The organism is Alteromonas infernus (assembly GCF_902705815.1).
Window position 1 is genome coordinate 49748 of the sequence record NZ_CACSIG010000086.1, and the last position, 17335, is coordinate 67082.

Sequence of the window (17335 nt, forward strand, 5' to 3'; positions counted from 1 at the left end):
GTGTAGCGCATTATCAGTGTTCTTTAAAACAAGCGGCTTTTGCCGCTTGTTTACCTAATAGACCACGAAACATTGCAAAAATCGTGCGTTAAACGGTAATTATCTACAGGTGTTGAAAAACGCGATGAAAGAAGTTTTTAACTTTAGTGCGGGCCCGGCAATGCTTCCAAAAGAAGTAATGGAACAGGCTCAGTCAGAATTTACAAATTGGCGCGACTTAGGCTGCTCTGTGATGGAAGTCAGTCACCGCGGCAAAGACTTCATTGAAATAGCAGCGAAAGCGGAACAAGATCTTCGCGATCTTCTCTCTATACCCGCTAACTACCATGTGTTATTCACACATGGTGGCGGCCGGGGCCAGTTTGCCGCCGTACCCCTCAATCTATCGAACCCAAATGATACCAGTCTTCACCTAGTGAGCGGCTCGTGGTCTAAAGGCGCTGTTAGCGAGGCAGAAAAGTACAACAACGCAGTAGTAGTTGGCAACGTATCTGAAAAAGGTGGGCTTCACTACATTGCGCCACCACAACTCACTGATATTGACCAATCTGCGGCCTACTATCACTTCTGTCCAAACGAAACGGTAGACGGCATCGCTTATGACTGGCTGCCAGAGTCTGGCAAAGTACCGCTTGTTTCTGACATGTCTTCTACTATCTTGTCACAACCATTGGATGTGGCTAAGCATGGTGTCATTTACGCTGGCGCACAAAAAAATATCGGTCCGAGTGGTTTGTCTGTAGTAATTGTACGTGAAGACCTTGTGGGTAAAGCGCGCAAGGAAACCCCTTCAATCTTCGACTATGCACTAGCGGCAAAGTCAGATTCTATGTACAACACGCCGCCTACTTTCTCGTGGTACTTAGCAGGGTTAGTGTTTGAATGGCTAAAAGAGAAGGGCGGTGTTGATGCAATGGCGAAGCGCAATGCCGAGAAGGCTGCACTTTTATATTCTGCTATCGATAGCTCTGACTTCTACTCAAGTAAAGTACACCCAGACAATCGCTCAAAGATGAATGTACCGTTTCATTTAGCTGACCCTGAGCTAGACAGCCTATTCTTGAAACAATCTCAGGAAGCGGGTTTGCTTGCATTGAAGGGGCACCGTTCGGTAGGGGGCATGCGTGCCAGTATTTATAATGCAATGCCTGTAGAGGGCATAGTTGCGCTAGTTGAATTTATGCGCGAATTTGAAAGAGTGAATGGATAAAATGGAGCAGTTAACATTAGACCCGATTGCAAAAGTATCGGGAGAGGTCAATGTACCTGGTTCAAAAAGTCTGTCTAACCGCGCACTACTTCTAGCTGCGTTAGCAGAGGGTGAAACTGAACTGACCAATTTGCTCGATAGCGAAGACATTGAGCATATGCTAAATGCCCTGACTAAGTTGGGAATAAACTATCGTCTTAGTGAAGATAAAACCCAATGTGTGGTGCAGGGAAACGGCGGTGCATTTAATGTGGCCGAACCCCTTGAGCTTTTTTTAGGTAATGCCGGAACAGCTATGCGTCCTTTGTGCGCAGCGCTAGCTGCAAGCAATGTGGATACTGTGCTAACCGGTGAGCCGCGCATGGAAGAACGCCCAATTGGTGATTTGGTAGATGCACTGCGTGAGGCACAAGCTGACGTTACCTACTTAAAAAACGAAGGTTATCCACCGCTACAAATTAAGGGCAAGACCTTAAACGGTGGTGAAATGTCGGTAGATGGCAGTGTATCAAGTCAGTTTCTAACTGCGCTTTTAATGGCGGCTCCGCTTTTTTCTGGTGATGTTACTATCCGCATTAAAGGCGAATTAGTGTCTAAACCGTATATCGATATTACGTTAGACACCATGGCAAAGTTTGGCGTGTCGGTAGACAACGACAACTATCAAACGTTTACCGTTTCTGGTGAGGCTAAGTACGTTGCCCCTGGTAAATTTATGGTAGAAGGGGATGCATCGTCTGCATCTTACTTCCTTGCAGCGGGCGCTATTAAAGGCGGCACGGTACGCGTAACCGGAATCGGTCAAAATAGCATTCAAGGTGACATTCGCTTTGCAGATGTGCTTGAAGCGATGGGCGCGAAAGTAGTCTGGAACGATGAATATGTGGAAGTCACCGGCGCACCGCTTAAAGGGGTGAATATGGATATGAACCATATTCCTGATGCGGCCATGACCATTGCGACTACAGCGCTGTTTGCCGAAGGTCCAACCACCATGACAAACATCTATAACTGGCGCGTTAAAGAAACCGACCGTTTAGCTGCCATGGCTGCAGAGTTACAAAAGTTAGGGGCTAAGGTGGAAGAGGGCCATGACTACATCACTGTGTGGCCAACTGACTCGTTGAAACACGCAGAAATAGATACGTATAACGATCATCGTATTGCCATGTGTTTTTCGTTAGTCGCGCTTAGCGATACGCCTGTGACGATTAACGACCCAGGTTGTACGCGCAAAACCTTCCCTGACTACTTCACGCGCTTTAAAACATTATATAGTGCGTAAATACACCGCTTAAATATAAAACCCATCGAATAAACTTTGGTGAGTCGATGGGTTGATCTATATCAGCATTAGCCAAATGTACAATGCCACCTACGCTAGGTGGCATTGCTTATCTTGCACTAAAGCGTATAATTACGCGCGATTTTTTAGTAATTTAAACGATGGAGCAGGTATGCATTCCACACCCGTAGTCACGGTTGACGGTCCTAGTGGTGCTGGCAAAGGTACGTTAAGTAGCTTGTTAGCAAAGAAATTAGGGTGGCACTTTCTTGATAGCGGTGCAATTTACCGCGTATTGGCAGTAGCTGCACTTCACCACGACCTACCGTGTGATGATGAAGAATGTGTTGTTCCTCTAGCAACCGGTCTTGATGTGAGTTTCGAGACGAATGGCGATTCAACGCGCATTATTCTGGAAGGCGAAGATGTCACAGACGATATTCGCACAGAAGAAGTCGGTGCTGTGGCTTCTAAAGTAGCTGCGCTACCGCGTGTACGTGAAGCTTTATTGCGCAGACAGCGCGCTTTTCAACAAGATCCAGGTCTTGTTGCAGATGGCCGCGACATGGGCACGGTAGTATTTCCAGATGCGCCGGTAAAGATTTTTCTTACCGCTAGCGCAGAAGCCCGTGCTGAGCGCCGTTATAGCCAGTTGAAAGCAAAGGGCATGGATGTTAATATTGCGCGCCTTTTAACCGATATCAAGGCAAGAGACGAGCGCGATACTCAACGTGCAGTGGCTCCACTGGTACCGGCACAAGATGCAGTAATTATAGATTCAACGGACTTGGACATTGACCAAGTCTTTGAAAAAGCGATGGATATTATTTCCTCACGCCTTTAATGACGAGAGCTGATCGCATCCAAAGCAGTGTTGCTACAGGAAGTGGCGACTAAATTTAATAACCCCGCGTTATCCGGATAAGAAGCGTGGATATCAACTTAAAAGTTTATTTGAGACTTATGACTGAAAATTTTGCACAACTTTTTGAAGAAAGCTTACAAGAACTAGAAACACGTCCTGGTTCAATTGTAAAAGGTACTGTTGTTTCTATCGACAAAGACATCGTTCTTGTTGATGCAGGCTTGAAATCAGAAAGTGCTATCCCAGCTGACCAATTTAAAAACGCTGAAGGCGAATTAGAAATCGCTATCGGTGACCAAGTAGACGTAGCACTAGATGCAGTTGAAGATGGTTTCGGTGAAACTATCCTTTCTCGCGAAAAAGCGAAGCGTCACGAAGCGTGGGTTGAGCTGGAAAAAGCTTACGATGATAAAGCGACTATTAAAGGCGTTATCAACGGTAAAGTTAAAGGCGGTTTCACTGTTGAAGTTAACAGTGTACGCGCGTTCCTTCCTGGTTCACTAGTTGACGTACGTCCAGTACGTGACACTACACACCTTGAAGGCAAAGAGCTTGAATTTAAAGTTATCAAGCTAGACGCTAAGCGTAACAACGTTGTTGTTTCTCGTCGTGCAGTTATCGAAGCAGAAAGCAGCGCAGAGCGCGAAACGCTTCTTGCTAACCTTGAAGAAGGTCACGAAATCAAGGGTATCGTTAAGAACCTTACCGATTACGGTGCGTTCGTTGACCTTGGTGGCGTAGACGGTCTTCTACACATCACTGATATGGCTTGGAAGCGCGTTAAGCACCCAAGTGAAATCGTGAATGTTGGTGACGAAATCAACGTTAAAGTACTTAAGTTCGACAAAGAGAAGCAGCGCGTTTCTCTTGGTATGAAGCAAATGGGCAACGATCCATGGCAAGAAATTGCGTCTCGTTACCCAGAAGGTACTAAGATCAACGGTCAGGTTACTAACCTAACTGATTACGGTTGCTTCGTAGAAATCGAAGATGGCGTAGAAGGTCTTGTACACGTTTCTGAAATGGACTGGACTAACAAGAACATCCACCCATCTAAAGTTGTCAACCTAGGTGACACTGTAGATGTAATGGTTCTTGAAATTGACGAAGAGCGTCGTCGTATTTCTTTAGGTCTTAAGCAATGTATTGCTAACCCTTGGGAAACATTTGCTGAGTCACACGAAAAAGGTGACAAAGTGTCTGGTAAGATCAAGTCAATTACTGATTTCGGTATCTTCATCGGTCTTGACGGCGGCATCGACGGTCTAGTTCACCTTTCTGACATCAGCTGGAACAAGTCTGGTGAAGACGCGGTTCGCGACTACAAGAAAGGCGACGAAATCTCTGCTGTTGTACTACAAGTCGACCCAGAGCGTGAGCGTATCTCGCTTGGCGTTAAGCAAATCGAAGAAGATCCTTTCAACAAGTATCTGACAGATAACAAGAAAGGTGCTATCGTTACTGGTACAGTAACAGCAGTTGATGCGAAAGGCGTTACTGTAAACCTAGCTGAAGAAGTTGACGGCTACATCCGCGTTGCAGATCTTGCTGTAGAGCGTGTTGAAGACGCAACAGAAGTAGCAAGCGTTGGTGATAGCATCGAAGCGAAGTTTATGGGCGTTGACCGTAAGAACCGCACTGTTAACCTATCTGTTAGAGCGAAAGATCAGGCTGACGAAAAAGAAGCTATCGACAAAGTTAACCAGCAAGAAGATGTTGGTTTCGCTAACGCGATGGCAGAAGCATTTAAAGCTGCTAAAGGCGAATAATGCTTTTGTGGGTGTGCACACGCACACCCTATTCGCGATAGCTGTTTAAACAATAATATTGACAATGAGGTTAAACATGACCAAGTCTGAATTAATTGAACGGCTCGCGGATCAAGCGCGTCATATTCCGGCGAAAGAACTCGAACTGGCAATTAAAGAACTTCTAGAACAAATGGCGCAAACACTTCAAAAGGGTGAGCGTATTGAAATTAGAGGTTTTGGTAGCTTTTCGCTTCACTACCGCGCACCTCGCGTAGGTAGAAACCCTAAAACGGGTGAAACCGTAAAGTTAGATGGTAAGTATGTACCGCACTTTAAGCCTGGTAAGGAACTTCGCGAAAGGGTAGACGCCTCAATCGCATAATGCATTTTTTAAAAGCCGCTGGAAAGCGGCTTTTTTGTATCTAGCATTTGATGTTAGGTAAGCATAAGTGGATAAGTCAGTTCATTATTACGGTGCTATGTTTACGTAATAGTAAATATACTTTTGTTTAATTTTTAATGTCTATTGACCCCGGCTTTAATAGGGTTATATATTACTTGAATAACAAAAAACGATATTCATGAAGTAATGTCAGCCGGCGATGAACAAGCAATAATAAAACAATACCAGCCGCTCATACGTGCTTTAATTCCTTATGAACAACAAAACAAACTGTTAGAAGGAATTAACAAGTTTTCGAAGCGACTCCCTAGTAGTGTCCGCAAAGTCGTGAAAGAAGAAGTGGTTCGCCTTACTTCATTAACCGATGCCCCCGCGGATAACTCGGCGTTCGCGCAATTCCCTGTGATGAAGTTTAAGCATTTCGGGGTGCAAATGCGCCTTGATAAAGTTGGTGCGCAAATACTCAAAGACGAAACGTCTCTTTACCAAGATAGATACACCGTTGGTGTGTTTGAGTCGGTCATGAACTCCGACTTCTACCAAAACCAAATAAAAAGAGAGCAATTCAAAAAAATTGTCGATGCCTTTAATGTCGAAAGCCAGTCCTTTACTGACATAGACTTTGGCGACGACATTGCCGTTCGACCTAACTTTACGATATCTTCACCTGACTTTGAGAAAGGCCGTCATTGCTCAATCAGTTCAATGTCACACAAAGGTATTTCTCTTGAAACGAAGAGGCCGCCGAATGCTTCGACTGGAGACATTCTAACGTTCACTGTTCCCGAAGTGAAAGGCTTAACAAAAGAGCCTACGGAAATAAAGCTAGAGTTGGAATCAGTAAAATACAACAAACATCTGGGAAAATATGAGTCATCATTCTCATTTCATGCTGATGTTGATGACACATTCATTGCTACGCTTAAACGCTATGTGGCAATAACCTCTTATAAACAGCCTTTGCAACGAGATTTAGAAATAGAGCGGGCTATGCAAGAGCTAGAGCGAGATCGCATTTTAGAAAATAGCCCATGGTTGCCCGTTTTTCTCGCGCCAGATAAGAAGTCGCTGAAACCGCTTATCGCGCTTTTTACTAAGGCCAATGTTGAACATAACAACGCAGAAAAGCTCCTGTCGAGTCTTCACGATAAACCCATTTTCGCAACGCTGGTTGAAGAGTTGCATAGGTATAACGAAGCCTATGTATTTCACGGTAACATTAAGACCAAAAGTGGAAACGTTCAAATTACCGCCACACACCGTCAGCTATTGGAAATTAAGCAGCTAAACGCACTGGTCTATTTACTGGTTAAGAGTGGTGATTTTATTTGTACCCACTGCCGTTTAGAAGGGGTCAATAGAGAAGATAAACAAAAAGCTTTCGCCATTCACGATATTGCCAGCAAGGAATTTGAGCAGCTTGCGCAAATCTCTCATGTCCTTTATTGCAAAGATGTTTCAGCTTACCTCACTAATCTAACGCTTTCGGCTAAGTGTGATTTTAAGCCCCTGTCGAAGACACTTAAGGCTAGTGGAAGTAACTGGCGTATTGACTATGTAATGGAAGAGGACTTGGACAGGCGAAGTGAAACCCGTTATGTCATTGATAAGCCCGCGTCGATAAAAGTAGGGTTACTTTCTTCTCTTGATGCCCGCGTGGCAGATTTAAGTGCCAGCGGTATGAAATTGATCGTATCGCCAAACAGCGAGTTACAAAAAGAAATACGGGTATCGGTACCGGAACTTAAAATAAAGGGCGAAAAATACAAAGTCGTTCATTACCAGGCTGACACCGGCACGGTAAGACTTTGCCTTATGGAAGACACCCGTAAAGCAAAGGTCGGTTCTAATGTCGATCACATGGTGGAAGAGAACACAGCGTATTTCAAAGTGCGAGATATAGCACGTATTCAGCGTGCTACTCATCGCTATATTTGGGAGCTTGCGGTAAGGCACATGCCTTCGCTGTCGGTACTGTGTGTTATGAACCGGTTTACATTGGACAGGTTGAAAACCGTATATCAAAGCGACACCTCAGACGACCTGTATCCGTTTTCTCGTACTCAAAATATTATCCCTCTGCACGGTTTCTTTGCCGACAAGGCACAGGCAAAGCCTAAGTCTCAAATTCTTGAAGGCATGTTTAAAGAGACGTCAAACCAGGCATTAGTGGTTCATTGCGTGCGAAAGAGTGATAACAGACTAGTTTACATTAAAGAGCGGGATTTTCTGTTTTCTCGCCTACGGACCCAAATAAAAACCCAGTTAGACGAAGGAAAAATACAACTTAGTGCAACCGATGTTACCGCTATTCGTTGTCACGGCGCGATTACGCCACTAACGAAGAAACGGCTTGCTCAGCTTTCTAAAATTGACAAAGCCATGTACGACAAGCTTGAAACCATGCAGGCCGGCTATACACATTGCATATTCATTACTAACATGTCTGCACTGCATCACGACTTAGTTGTCGATAATCTTATCGCAAAACCTCAGCGTCAAGAACTCGAAGGTGAGGGAGCGGCTTAAACGCAAATCCCTCACGCTTTTTGTGTTATCTCTTTTAGCATTTTGCTATTCTTATCAGTAAATCAATAAAAAAGGGTTTAGTATTGAAAGGGATCCTAGCATTTCTCATTATTTTGGTATTGCTTGCCATAGCGTTTGTGGTTGGTTCTCAAAATGAAGCGCAAGTAACGGTAAATTACCTGATTGCACAAGCAAACTTACGTTTATCTACGGTTATCGCGATTACACTCTCCATTGGCGTGGGTATTGGCATTTTGATCATGCTGGTAAGTTGGCTGCGATTACGCGTACAACTTATGTCAGCTCAATCTAAAATACAGAGTTTGGAACAAGAACACTAATGCTCGAACTGCTGTTTCTTCTTTTGCCTGTCGCGGCAGGATATGGCTGGATAATGGGCCGAAATAGTGTCCGTCAAGCGCAGCGCAAACAGTCGAGCATTCTTTCTAAGCACTATTATAAAGGCTTGAATTTCCTGCTGTCAGATCAGCCGGATAAAGCGGTAGACACGTTAATCAAAATGATTAATGTGAATAGCGATACGGTAGAGACCCATATTGCGATGGGAAGCTTCTTTCGCCACCGTGGAGAGATTGACCGCGCGATAAAAGTTCATCAGAACTTAGTAAGCCGAGACGAGCTTCAACCAGCTCAGCGTGAAAACGCGCTAAGAGAGCTCGGTCACGATTACACCCAAGCCGGGTTTCTCGAAAGAGCAGAAAATGCCTTCCTTCAGCTATTAAACAGCGAAAAGCACTACCTCGTTGCCCAACAGCAATTATTCAGCATTTACCAAACCACCAAAGAGTGGGAACGAGCGATAGAGCTTGCCGAGCGTATGGTGCAATGTCATGGCGATAATGACGATGTATGTGAACGTTTAGCGCAGTTTTTATTGCGAACAGGCAGCGGTAGAGCTTAAAAACGAAAGCCAAGGGGCCGCATTAACCCTATTGCAAAAAGCGGTAAACGCCGATGAGCATGCCGTTAGGCCGTGGTTAATGCTAGGCGATATAGCCCTTGAGCAAAAACGATTTACTGACGCGAATGCCTATTTCACGCAAGTTGCAGAGCGCGATATTAATTGGTTCAGCGAAGCTGTGCCTAGCCTAGAAAAAATTGCCGAAGAAACCGACGACTGGGAAAGCTTTCAGAAAAACTTAGAAGCCCATTGGCAAGAGTGCGCCACCTCATACCTTGCTATGGTAGATGTGCTGATGAAGCGTGGTGAAACAGCGCAGGCTGCAGAGTATTTACTTGAACAGCTGCGCAAAAGGCCTACTATGCGAGGCTTTAAAACGCTAATGGGCCTTTACATCGACCAGTTAACAGATCAAACCACGGCAGACAGCCTGCGTTTGTTAAAAGAGTTAGTAGAAAAGCAAATGTTGCAGCGCCCTAAGTACCGCTGCGGAAGTTGTGGCTTTTCAGGCCGAAAACTATATTGGCTGTGCCCGAGCTGTAAAAAGTGGGGCGTAGTAAAACCTATCAAAGGGCTAGACGGAGAATAACAGAACATGCATGACCCACGCGTTATTGTTGCTTTAGACTATGACAATAAAGACACTGCATTAGCGTTTGTAGATAAATTAGACCCAAGCTTATGCAAGCTAAAAGTGGGCAAAGAGATGTTCACGTTGTTTGGCCCAGAATTCGTAAAAGCGCTTATTGCAAAAGGCTTTGATGTATTTCTGGACCTTAAATTTCACGATATACCTAATACTGTGGCAAAAGCGTGTAAAGCCGCTGCGGAACTTGGTGTGTGGATGGTAAACGTACATGCTTCTGGCGGTCTACCTATGATGCAAGCGGCGAAAGAAGCCATTGCAACAAGCAGTAATCCTCAAACTAAGCTTATTGCGGTTACCGTACTTACCAGCATGGATAATGCGCAATTGGCGGATGTGGTAAGCGGCGTAACACCAGAACAACAAGTACTGCGCTTGGCGGCACTGACAGAAAAAGCAGGGCTAGACGGCATTGTTTGTTCAGCGCAAGAAGCCAGCGCGTTGCGTGAAAAACATAGCGACGACTTCCTTCTAGTGACACCTGGTATTCGTCCTGCAGGCGCAGACGTAGGCGATCAAAAGCGGGTTATGACACCTCCTGATGCAATGAAAGCGGGCGTGAGCTATTTGGTAATGGGGCGGCCCATTACGAAAGCAGAAGACCCCATTGCGGTTTTAAAAGCGGTGAACGCCTCGCTTAATGGCTGATACCATCAATGTATTGGTATGTTTAGTGCGCTAGAGCTAGATTAGCGGTGCGTTTACAAGCACGGCTTTGTTGATAACGTATCTAAATACAAAACTGTAGGCTAAAACAAAAAAGCTCGGACGAGTCTTCGCTGTCCGAGCTTTTTTATAAATTTAACGTGTTACTTTTTTGGCTTACTCGCCTTTAAGCGCAACGTCAGCAGGTGTGTAGGTTAGACCTAGCTCTTCACCAAGTGCATCAACAACGGCTTTATAGGTTACTTTACCTTCGTGAACATTTAGGCCGTTAAGCAGGTGTTTATCTTCTAGCATCGCTTTCGCTGGGCCTTTGTTAGCAAGGGCTAAGCCGAATGGCAGGGTCGCATTGTTAAGTGCCATTGTAGAAGTACGCGCTACGCCGCCTGGCATGTTCGCTACACAGTAGTGAATAACATCATCTACAATGTAAACTGGGTCTTGGTGCGTAGTGGCCTTAGACGTCTCAAAACAGCCGCCTTGGTCAATGGCAACATCTACAAGCACAGAGCCAGGCTTCATCGCTTTAATTTGCTCACGAGTAAGAAGCTTGGGTGCAGCTGCACCTGGAATAAGTACTGCGCCGACGACAAGATCAGCTTTTGAAGAGTAGTGCTCGATAGCATCAACCGTTGAGTAAACCGTTTTAACTTGGCCGTTAAAGATATCGTCGAGTTGACGTAGGCGAGGAAGTGAACGGTCCAAAATAGTGACGTCTGCACCAAGGCCTAGCGCCATCTTAGCCGCGTTTGTACCTACAACACCGCCACCAATTACCAATACTTTACCTGGTGCAACACCTGGTACGCCACCAAGTAGCGTACCGCTTCCGCCGTGCGCTTTTTCTAAGTAATGCGCGCCCGCTTGTACTGACATACGGCCAGCAACTTCACTCATAGGCGCAAGTAACGGCAGACCATTGCGATCGTCAGTCACAGTTTCATAAGCAATACAGGTCGCTCCTGATTCAACAAGAAGTTGGGTTTGCGTTGGGTCTGGCGCAAGGTGAAGGTACGTGTAAAGCGTTTGGCCTTTTCGAAGCATCTTACATTCATTAGGCTGTGGCTCTTTCACTTTTACAATCATTTCCGCTTCAGCAAACACTTGCTCAGCAGTAGGTGCAATCGCAGCGCCTGCTTCTACATACATTTCATCAGTGAAACCAATGGCATCACCGGCGTTGGTTTCTACCAAAACGCTATGACCGTGGCTAACGAACTCTTTTACAGCTGCTGGCGTTAGGCCAACACGATATTCGTGGTTTTTAATCTCTTTTGGTACACCAACTAACATGTATAGTCCTCAGTTATATAATGAGCTTCTAAGTGGCTCTGGTTGAACTTAGTTTTAGCGATTGAAGGTCGCCTAGACCTATAAATAATTACGCTGAGTATACGGCATAAAAAAACGAACTATCTGCTGAAAATTGAGCGCGCTTGAAATATAATTTGGTAAAATTGCAATATTAAGAAACATAATATGTTGGTAAAGACCCCTAAACACCTTGACCGAATAGACAGGAATATCTTAGTGCAGCTGCAAAAAAACGGTCGTATTTCTAACGTAGAACTGGCTAAAGAAGTAGGTTTAAGCCCAAGCCCTTGTCTTGAAAGAGTGAAGCGATTAGAGGCACAAGGCTACATTAAAGGCTATCACGCGGTGGTTAATCCTGAAATGCTAGGTGCTGCCATGCTGGTATTTGTAGAGATAACATTGACGAAAACCTCAGTCGATATCTTTGCAGAATTTTCTGCTGCGGTGAAACAACACGACGATATACAAGAGTGTCATTTGGTATCGGGTGACTTCGATTTTCTACTAAAAGCGCGCGTTGCTGATATGGGGAGCTATCGAAAATTGTTGGGCGATACGTTATTGCGCTTACCGGGGGTAAGTGAGTCGCGTACGTATGTGGTTATGGAAGAAGTGAAAAGTACGTCGTCTTTACGCATTAATTTGAAGTAATGAAAGCATGGCTCAATCATGTGGTTTTGTGGTAGGCTGTGCAAAAATACAGTGTTTGTGTTTAATCAACGGAAAAGTGATTAGCACAAGTGAAAGGGTAGGGGGCAAGGAAACATATTTAACTGTGTACTCAGTCACTTACCAAAAGTAGATAAATAATAACTATGTAGGGATAGCAAGGGGTTCGCTAAGCTCTTTGCTGCGTTTAGCGCAATTGCTTTTAAAAGTAAATGCGATAGAAATTGAAGGTTTTTTAGGGTTATGGCGCGATTAACAGGGGTTCAGCGAGTGTGGGAAGCAGGCATGATTATCGCCTGTGTTTTCGCCTTCTTCTTATTGCTGGCACTAGCATCTTTTCATCCGGGCGACCCAGGTTGGAGTCAAGCGGGATTACAATTAGACGTTCACAACTGGGTTGGTGCAACCGGGGCGTGGGTAGCCGACTTGCTACTCTTTTCATTTGGTTTTCTTGCGTATTTGCTACCTTTTGGTTCAGCTTTTCTAGGTTGGTTCTTGTTCCAACATATCAAAGAGCTCGACGAATTCGACTATCTTACCATTGGCCTTCGTATTATCGGCGGTTTATTGATGGCCCTAGGTGCAACTGGTATCGCAAGTATTAACTTCGATGATATATACAATTTTTCTGCCGGGGGCTTTGTCGGCGACGTTATCAGCTCAGCTTTAGTCCCGTATTTTAATACGGCAGGTACCATATTATTGCTACTATGCTTTTTCTGTACCGGCTTTACACTACTAACGGGTATAAGCTGGCTCACTATAATCGATAGATTAGGTGAAGGTACATTGTGGCTGGGTCGTAAAACCCTTGCCGCACCGCAAAATTTACTTGCTCTGGAAATGCCGCGCTTAGCGCTTTCGAACAAATCAGCAAGTCAAAACGAGCGAAGTGATAGTGCGGAACTGGATATAACCAGTATGCGTGCTGAACCCTTAGCCTCCAACGAGGGTAAATCTTCGCCGGTCAAAGAAAACGCCCCGGTGCGAAACGAGCCAACGTTCGGCATTGATACCGTTGAAGACGAACCGCCTTTTTATACCTACGATACGCCCGTTAATAGTGACGGTTCAGACAGCACGTCGAATAAGCCAACACAGGAACAAGCAAAGGAAGAGGAACAGCCAGAAAGTAAAAAGTCTGCATTTTCACTATCTGGTATGCGCGACGCTGTATCTGGTAGCCTAAAAGATAAAGTAGGTTTCGGTAAGTCTACCCCAGAGCCCGAGCAAGAGCCTGAAAGCACTGATAGTGCTGACGCTCAACAAGGTGTACAGCAGAGCCCACGTATTAACTTCGATGAATTAGAAGAGTTCGACGAAGACTTGCCTTATGAAACAGGTAGCAAGCCTGCAGCGTCTTCAGATAATGTTACGGCTGCAGCTGATACAAATGAGCCTCAGCAAGTACCGTCGACACCTGTACCAAGCCAGAATGCTAATGAATTTGCACCGGCGGCTCTAGGGGCAAAGCCTGTAAAAGCAAAAGGTAGTCACGTTGATCCCACGCTTCCACCTATGCCTTCCTTCGACTTACTCGAACGCGCTGATAAGCATGAAAACCCCCTTACGCCAGAGGAAATAGAGGGTATTTCACGCCTTGTTGAAGAAAAGCTTGCTGACTTCAACATTGAGGCAACGGTGGTGGGCGTTTACCCCGGCCCGGTTATTACCCGCTTCGAATTAGATTTAGCGCCTGGGGTAAAAGTAAGCAAGATTACCGGGCTTTCGAAAGATTTGGCCCGAGCAATGTCAGCCATTTCTGTGCGTGTGGTAGAAGTTATTCCTGGTAAATCGGTGATTGGTTTAGAGCTGCCAAACAAAAAGCGGGAAATGGTCCGCTTAAGTGAAGTCATAAGCTGTGATACGTTCCAAGCGAATAAGTCGCCGCTGACGATGGTGTTAGGTTCTGATATCTCAGGTAAGCCTGTGGTGGTTGATTTAGCTAAGATGCCCCACTTATTAGTTGCGGGAACCACAGGTTCAGGTAAGTCGGTTGGGGTCAATGTTATGATCTTAAGCCTACTGTATAAGAGCACGCCTGAAGATGTTCGTATGATCATGATAGACCCGAAAATGCTCGAGCTTTCTGTTTACGAAGGTATCCCTCATTTGCTTGCCGAAGTAGTTACCGACATGAAAGAAGCGGCAAATGCGCTGCGATGGTGTGTAGGGGAGATGGAACGCCGCTATCGCTTGATGAGCGCACTTGGTGTGCGTAACCTGAAAGGTTACAACGCCAAAGTTGAAGAGGCGATTGCTAACGGCACGCCCATAAAAGATCCGCTTTGGAAGAATGAAGAAAGTATGGACGCAGAAGCGCCTGATTTAGCCAAGCTTCCGGCGATTGTTGTGGTGGTCGATGAATTTGCCGACATGATGATGATTGTGGGTAAAAAGGTAGAAGAACTGATTGCGCGTATTGCACAGAAAGCCCGAGCGGCCGGTATTCACCTTATTTTAGCTACACAGCGTCCTTCTGTTGATGTTATCACCGGCCTGATTAAAGCAAACATTCCAACTCGTTGTGCCTTCCAGGTTTCAAGTAAAATCGACTCTCGAACCATATTAGACCAACAAGGTGCTGAAACCTTGTTAGGTATGGGTGACATGCTATATTTGCCACCGGGAAGCCCAGTACCAACGCGAGTTCACGGTGCGTTTGTGGATGACCACGAAGTACACGCTGTGGTTGCCGATTGGCAAAAGCGGGGCGAGCCAGAGTATATCGAAGAAATTCTAAATGGCGAGGCATCTGCCGAAGTACTTCTGCCGGGTGAGCAGCCAGAAGGCGAAGACCAAGAGTTTGATGCTTTCTACGACGAGGCTGTCGCATTTGTAACCGAAACGCGCCGTGCAAGCGTGTCTAGCGTACAGCGTAAATTTAGAATTGGTTACAACCGCGCTGCGCGATTAGTTGAACAAATGGAAATGAGTGGGGTCGTAAGTGCACAGGGGCACAACGGTAATCGCGAGGTACTCGCACCGCCTCCCCACAAAGATTAACAAACGGATTGAATAAATGAATAAAGCAGTTTCGGTTTATTTAGTAGGTGCGCTAACAACGCTTAGTATTGGGCTTAGTGTTAAAAGTGCCGTTGCGCAAAACACAGCGTCGAGCACCACTACTCAGATGGCAAGCGCTTCACAAAGCGCGCAAAGCCCAAGCATTAACCTTGAGTTAAAAAGTTCGGCCAGAGCATCGCTACAGGCTTTACTTGGTAAAATGAAACAATTTCGCGCAGGCTTCGAGCAAACCGTAGTCGATGCCCAGCAAAACGTAGTGCACGAGGCGCAAGGCACGCTAACAATGACGCGCCCGAATAAACTGCGTTGGGAAACAACATTCCCTGATGAAACTTTATTAGTTGCCGATGGTGAAGCGGTTTGGAATGTAGACACCTTTGTTGAACAGGTCACCGTGCTTTCACAAGACAATGCTGTTAAAGATAACCCCATTGTTTTGCTAACCGCGACCGATGAAGCAACGTGGGCTAAATTTTCGATTAGCGAATTAAAAAGCGCATCGCTATCTGAAGGTGCGGGTAGTAAAGGGGTATTACACAGTTATCAGATAACGCCTAAAGAGGAAGGCGGTCAAATTGTCACGCTTACTTTAACCTTCAATCAAGATAATGAGCTCGCTTCGCTTAATATGCTAGACGCGCAACAGCAAATCAGCACCTTAGTGTTTAATAATATTGAAACTCGCTTTCCTGTTGCCGCTGATACTTTTTCTGTTGAAATTCCAGATAGCTACATAGTTGATGACCAGCGTTAATCAAGGATTTGCGCCGTTAGCGGCGCGTATGCGCCCTATCACCATAGAGCAGTACAGCGGGCAAGACCATTTGCTAGGCAAGGGTAAACCCCTTCGCAAAATGCTCGAAGCGGGCCACTGTCATTCAATGATTTTGTGGGGGCCGCCCGGCACTGGAAAAACCACCCTTGCAGAACTCATAGCTCAGTACACCAATGCCTCTGTCTTGCGCATTTCCGCCGTTACGTCTGGCGTAAAAGATATCAGAGCCGCCATGGATAAGGCTGAAGACAACGCAAGGTATAACCAGCGAACCCTTTTATTTGTAGACGAAGTTCACAGGTTTAATAAAAGCCAACAAGATGCCTTTCTTCCCTTTGTAGAGTCTGGGGTGGTCACCTTTATTGGCGCAACCACAGAAAATCCGTCGTTCGAATTAAATAAAGCGCTTTTATCTCGAGTACGTGTTTATGTGCTACAAACACTTGAACAACACGCGCTTTCTGAATTAGTCGATAGAGCATTAAGTGATACCGAAAAAGGTCTTGGCGACAGAGCCCTTGGTATTGATGATATAGCAAGAAACGCCCTTATAGATTTAAGCGGTGGTGATGCCCGGCGCCTTCTTACTTATTTAGAACTGGCCGCTGACTTCACAAGTGCTAACGAAATTACCGTTAGCGATATCGAGCATGCGGTAGGCGAGAAAGTTGCCAGTTACGACAATAAAGGCGATACCTTTTACGATTTAATCTCCGCTTTCCATAAGTCGGTAAGAGGCTCAGACCCAGATGCAGCTTTGTATTGGTACGCGAGAATATTAGACGGCGGCGGTGATGCGCTTTACGTCGGAAGACGTCTACTTGCCATTGCCTCAGAAGATATTGGAAACGCAGACCCAAGGGCCATGCAGCTTTGTATAAACGCGTGGGATACATTTCACCGCGTGGGGCCCGCAGAGGGTGAGCGTGCTATCGCACAAGCAGCAGTATATTGTGCATTGGCAGCAAAAAGTAATGCAGTGTATATGGCGTTTAATGAAGCCAAAGCACTAGCGCGCAAAACCTCCGATGCCCCAGTTCCCATGCATTTACGTAATGCGCCCACGTCACTTATGAAAGAGTTAGGCCACGGTGATGGCTATCGTTATGCGCACAATGAACCCAATGCGTTTGCGGCGGGAGAGTCTTACTTTCCGGAAAGTCTTGAAGGAACGCGGCTTTATAACCCCAATGATCGCGGATTAGAAAAAGCCCTTAAAGCTAAACGAGAATTTCTCGACACACTTAATGCGAGAAGTCACAATAAAAGGTAAAGT

General features: G+C 45.6%; 13 protein-coding genes and 1 pseudogene. 13 read left to right on the forward strand and 1 reads right to left on the reverse strand.

Annotation, left to right across the window (positions count from 1 at the left end):
- Positions 1–124: 124 nt before the first annotated feature.
- From serC to pyrF, 9 genes and pseudogenes are all read left to right on the forward strand, one after another.
- The gene (gene serC / locus ACX5J7_RS19610) at positions 125–1210 is read left to right on the forward strand and encodes a 3-phosphoserine/phosphohydroxythreonine transaminase (RefSeq protein WP_020746049.1); all 1086 of its coding nucleotides are present in this window, start codon (positions 125–127) and stop codon (positions 1208–1210) included.
- 1 nt (position 1211) lies between these two features.
- A complete protein-coding gene (gene aroA / locus ACX5J7_RS19615; protein WP_141154038.1) occupies positions 1212–2495 on the forward strand; it encodes a 3-phosphoshikimate 1-carboxyvinyltransferase in 1284 nt (427 codons plus the stop codon).
- 172 nt (positions 2496–2667) lie between these two features.
- Positions 2668–3339: a (d)CMP kinase gene (gene cmk / locus ACX5J7_RS19620; protein ID WP_015067326.1), complete on the forward strand. Its 672-nt coding sequence runs from the start codon at positions 2668–2670 to the stop codon at positions 3337–3339.
- A 119-nt stretch (positions 3340–3458) separates the two neighbouring features.
- Positions 3459–5129, forward strand: a complete 1671-nt coding sequence (gene rpsA / locus ACX5J7_RS19625) for a 30S ribosomal protein S1 (protein ID WP_015067325.1) — start codon at positions 3459–3461, stop codon at positions 5127–5129.
- Between the two features lie 76 nt (positions 5130–5205).
- Positions 5206–5493 (forward strand): integration host factor subunit beta, encoded by a 288-nt coding sequence (gene ihfB / locus ACX5J7_RS19630; protein WP_014949641.1) that lies wholly within the window; start codon positions 5206–5208, stop codon positions 5491–5493.
- A gap of 207 nt (positions 5494–5700) precedes the next feature.
- Complete coding sequence (locus ACX5J7_RS19635) at positions 5701–8043, forward strand: PilZ domain-containing protein (RefSeq protein ID WP_024016376.1); 2343 nt, start codon at positions 5701–5703, stop codon at positions 8041–8043.
- 83 nt (positions 8044–8126) lie between these two features.
- A complete protein-coding gene (locus tag ACX5J7_RS19640; protein ID WP_020743697.1) occupies positions 8127–8384 on the forward strand; it encodes a LapA family protein in 258 nt (85 codons plus the stop codon).
- Positions 8384–9554, forward strand: a pseudogene (lapB, locus tag ACX5J7_RS19645) (lipopolysaccharide assembly protein LapB). Before ACX5J7_RS19640 ends, lapB begins: the two are co-directional and overlap by 1 nt.
- Positions 9555–9560: 6 nt before the next feature.
- Entirely contained in the window at positions 9561–10259 is a 699-nt protein-coding gene (gene pyrF, locus ACX5J7_RS19650) for an orotidine-5'-phosphate decarboxylase (RefSeq protein ID WP_287151490.1), read from the forward strand.
- Positions 10260–10433: 174 nt separating this feature from the next.
- On the opposite strand, the gene ald is transcribed toward pyrF, so the two are convergent.
- Positions 10434–11567 (reverse strand): alanine dehydrogenase, encoded by a 1134-nt coding sequence (ald, locus tag ACX5J7_RS19655; RefSeq protein ID WP_287151488.1) that lies wholly within the window; start codon positions 11565–11567, stop codon positions 10434–10436.
- Between the two features lie 186 nt (positions 11568–11753).
- On the opposite strand from ald, the gene lrp reads away from it, so the two are divergent.
- The 4 genes from lrp (at position 11754) to ACX5J7_RS19675 (ending at position 17332) form a co-directional block, all read left to right on the forward strand.
- The gene (gene lrp, locus ACX5J7_RS19660; RefSeq protein ID WP_015067319.1) at positions 11754–12239 is read left to right on the forward strand and encodes a leucine-responsive transcriptional regulator Lrp; all 486 of its coding nucleotides are present in this window, start codon (positions 11754–11756) and stop codon (positions 12237–12239) included.
- A gap of 261 nt (positions 12240–12500) precedes the next feature.
- Positions 12501–15263, forward strand: coding sequence for a DNA translocase FtsK (locus ACX5J7_RS19665; RefSeq protein ID WP_353843089.1), 2763 nt, complete (start codon positions 12501–12503; stop codon positions 15261–15263).
- Positions 15264–15279: 16 nt separating this feature from the next.
- Positions 15280–16038 (forward strand): outer membrane lipoprotein periplasmic chaperone LolA, encoded by a 759-nt coding sequence (gene lolA / locus ACX5J7_RS19670; protein WP_498707935.1) that lies wholly within the window; start codon positions 15280–15282, stop codon positions 16036–16038.
- On the forward strand, positions 16025–17332 hold the full coding sequence (locus ACX5J7_RS19675; RefSeq protein WP_020743693.1) for a replication-associated recombination protein A: 1308 nt from the start codon (positions 16025–16027) through the stop codon (positions 17330–17332). Before lolA ends, ACX5J7_RS19675 begins: the two co-directional genes overlap by 14 nt.
- Positions 17333–17335 lie beyond the last annotated feature (3 nt).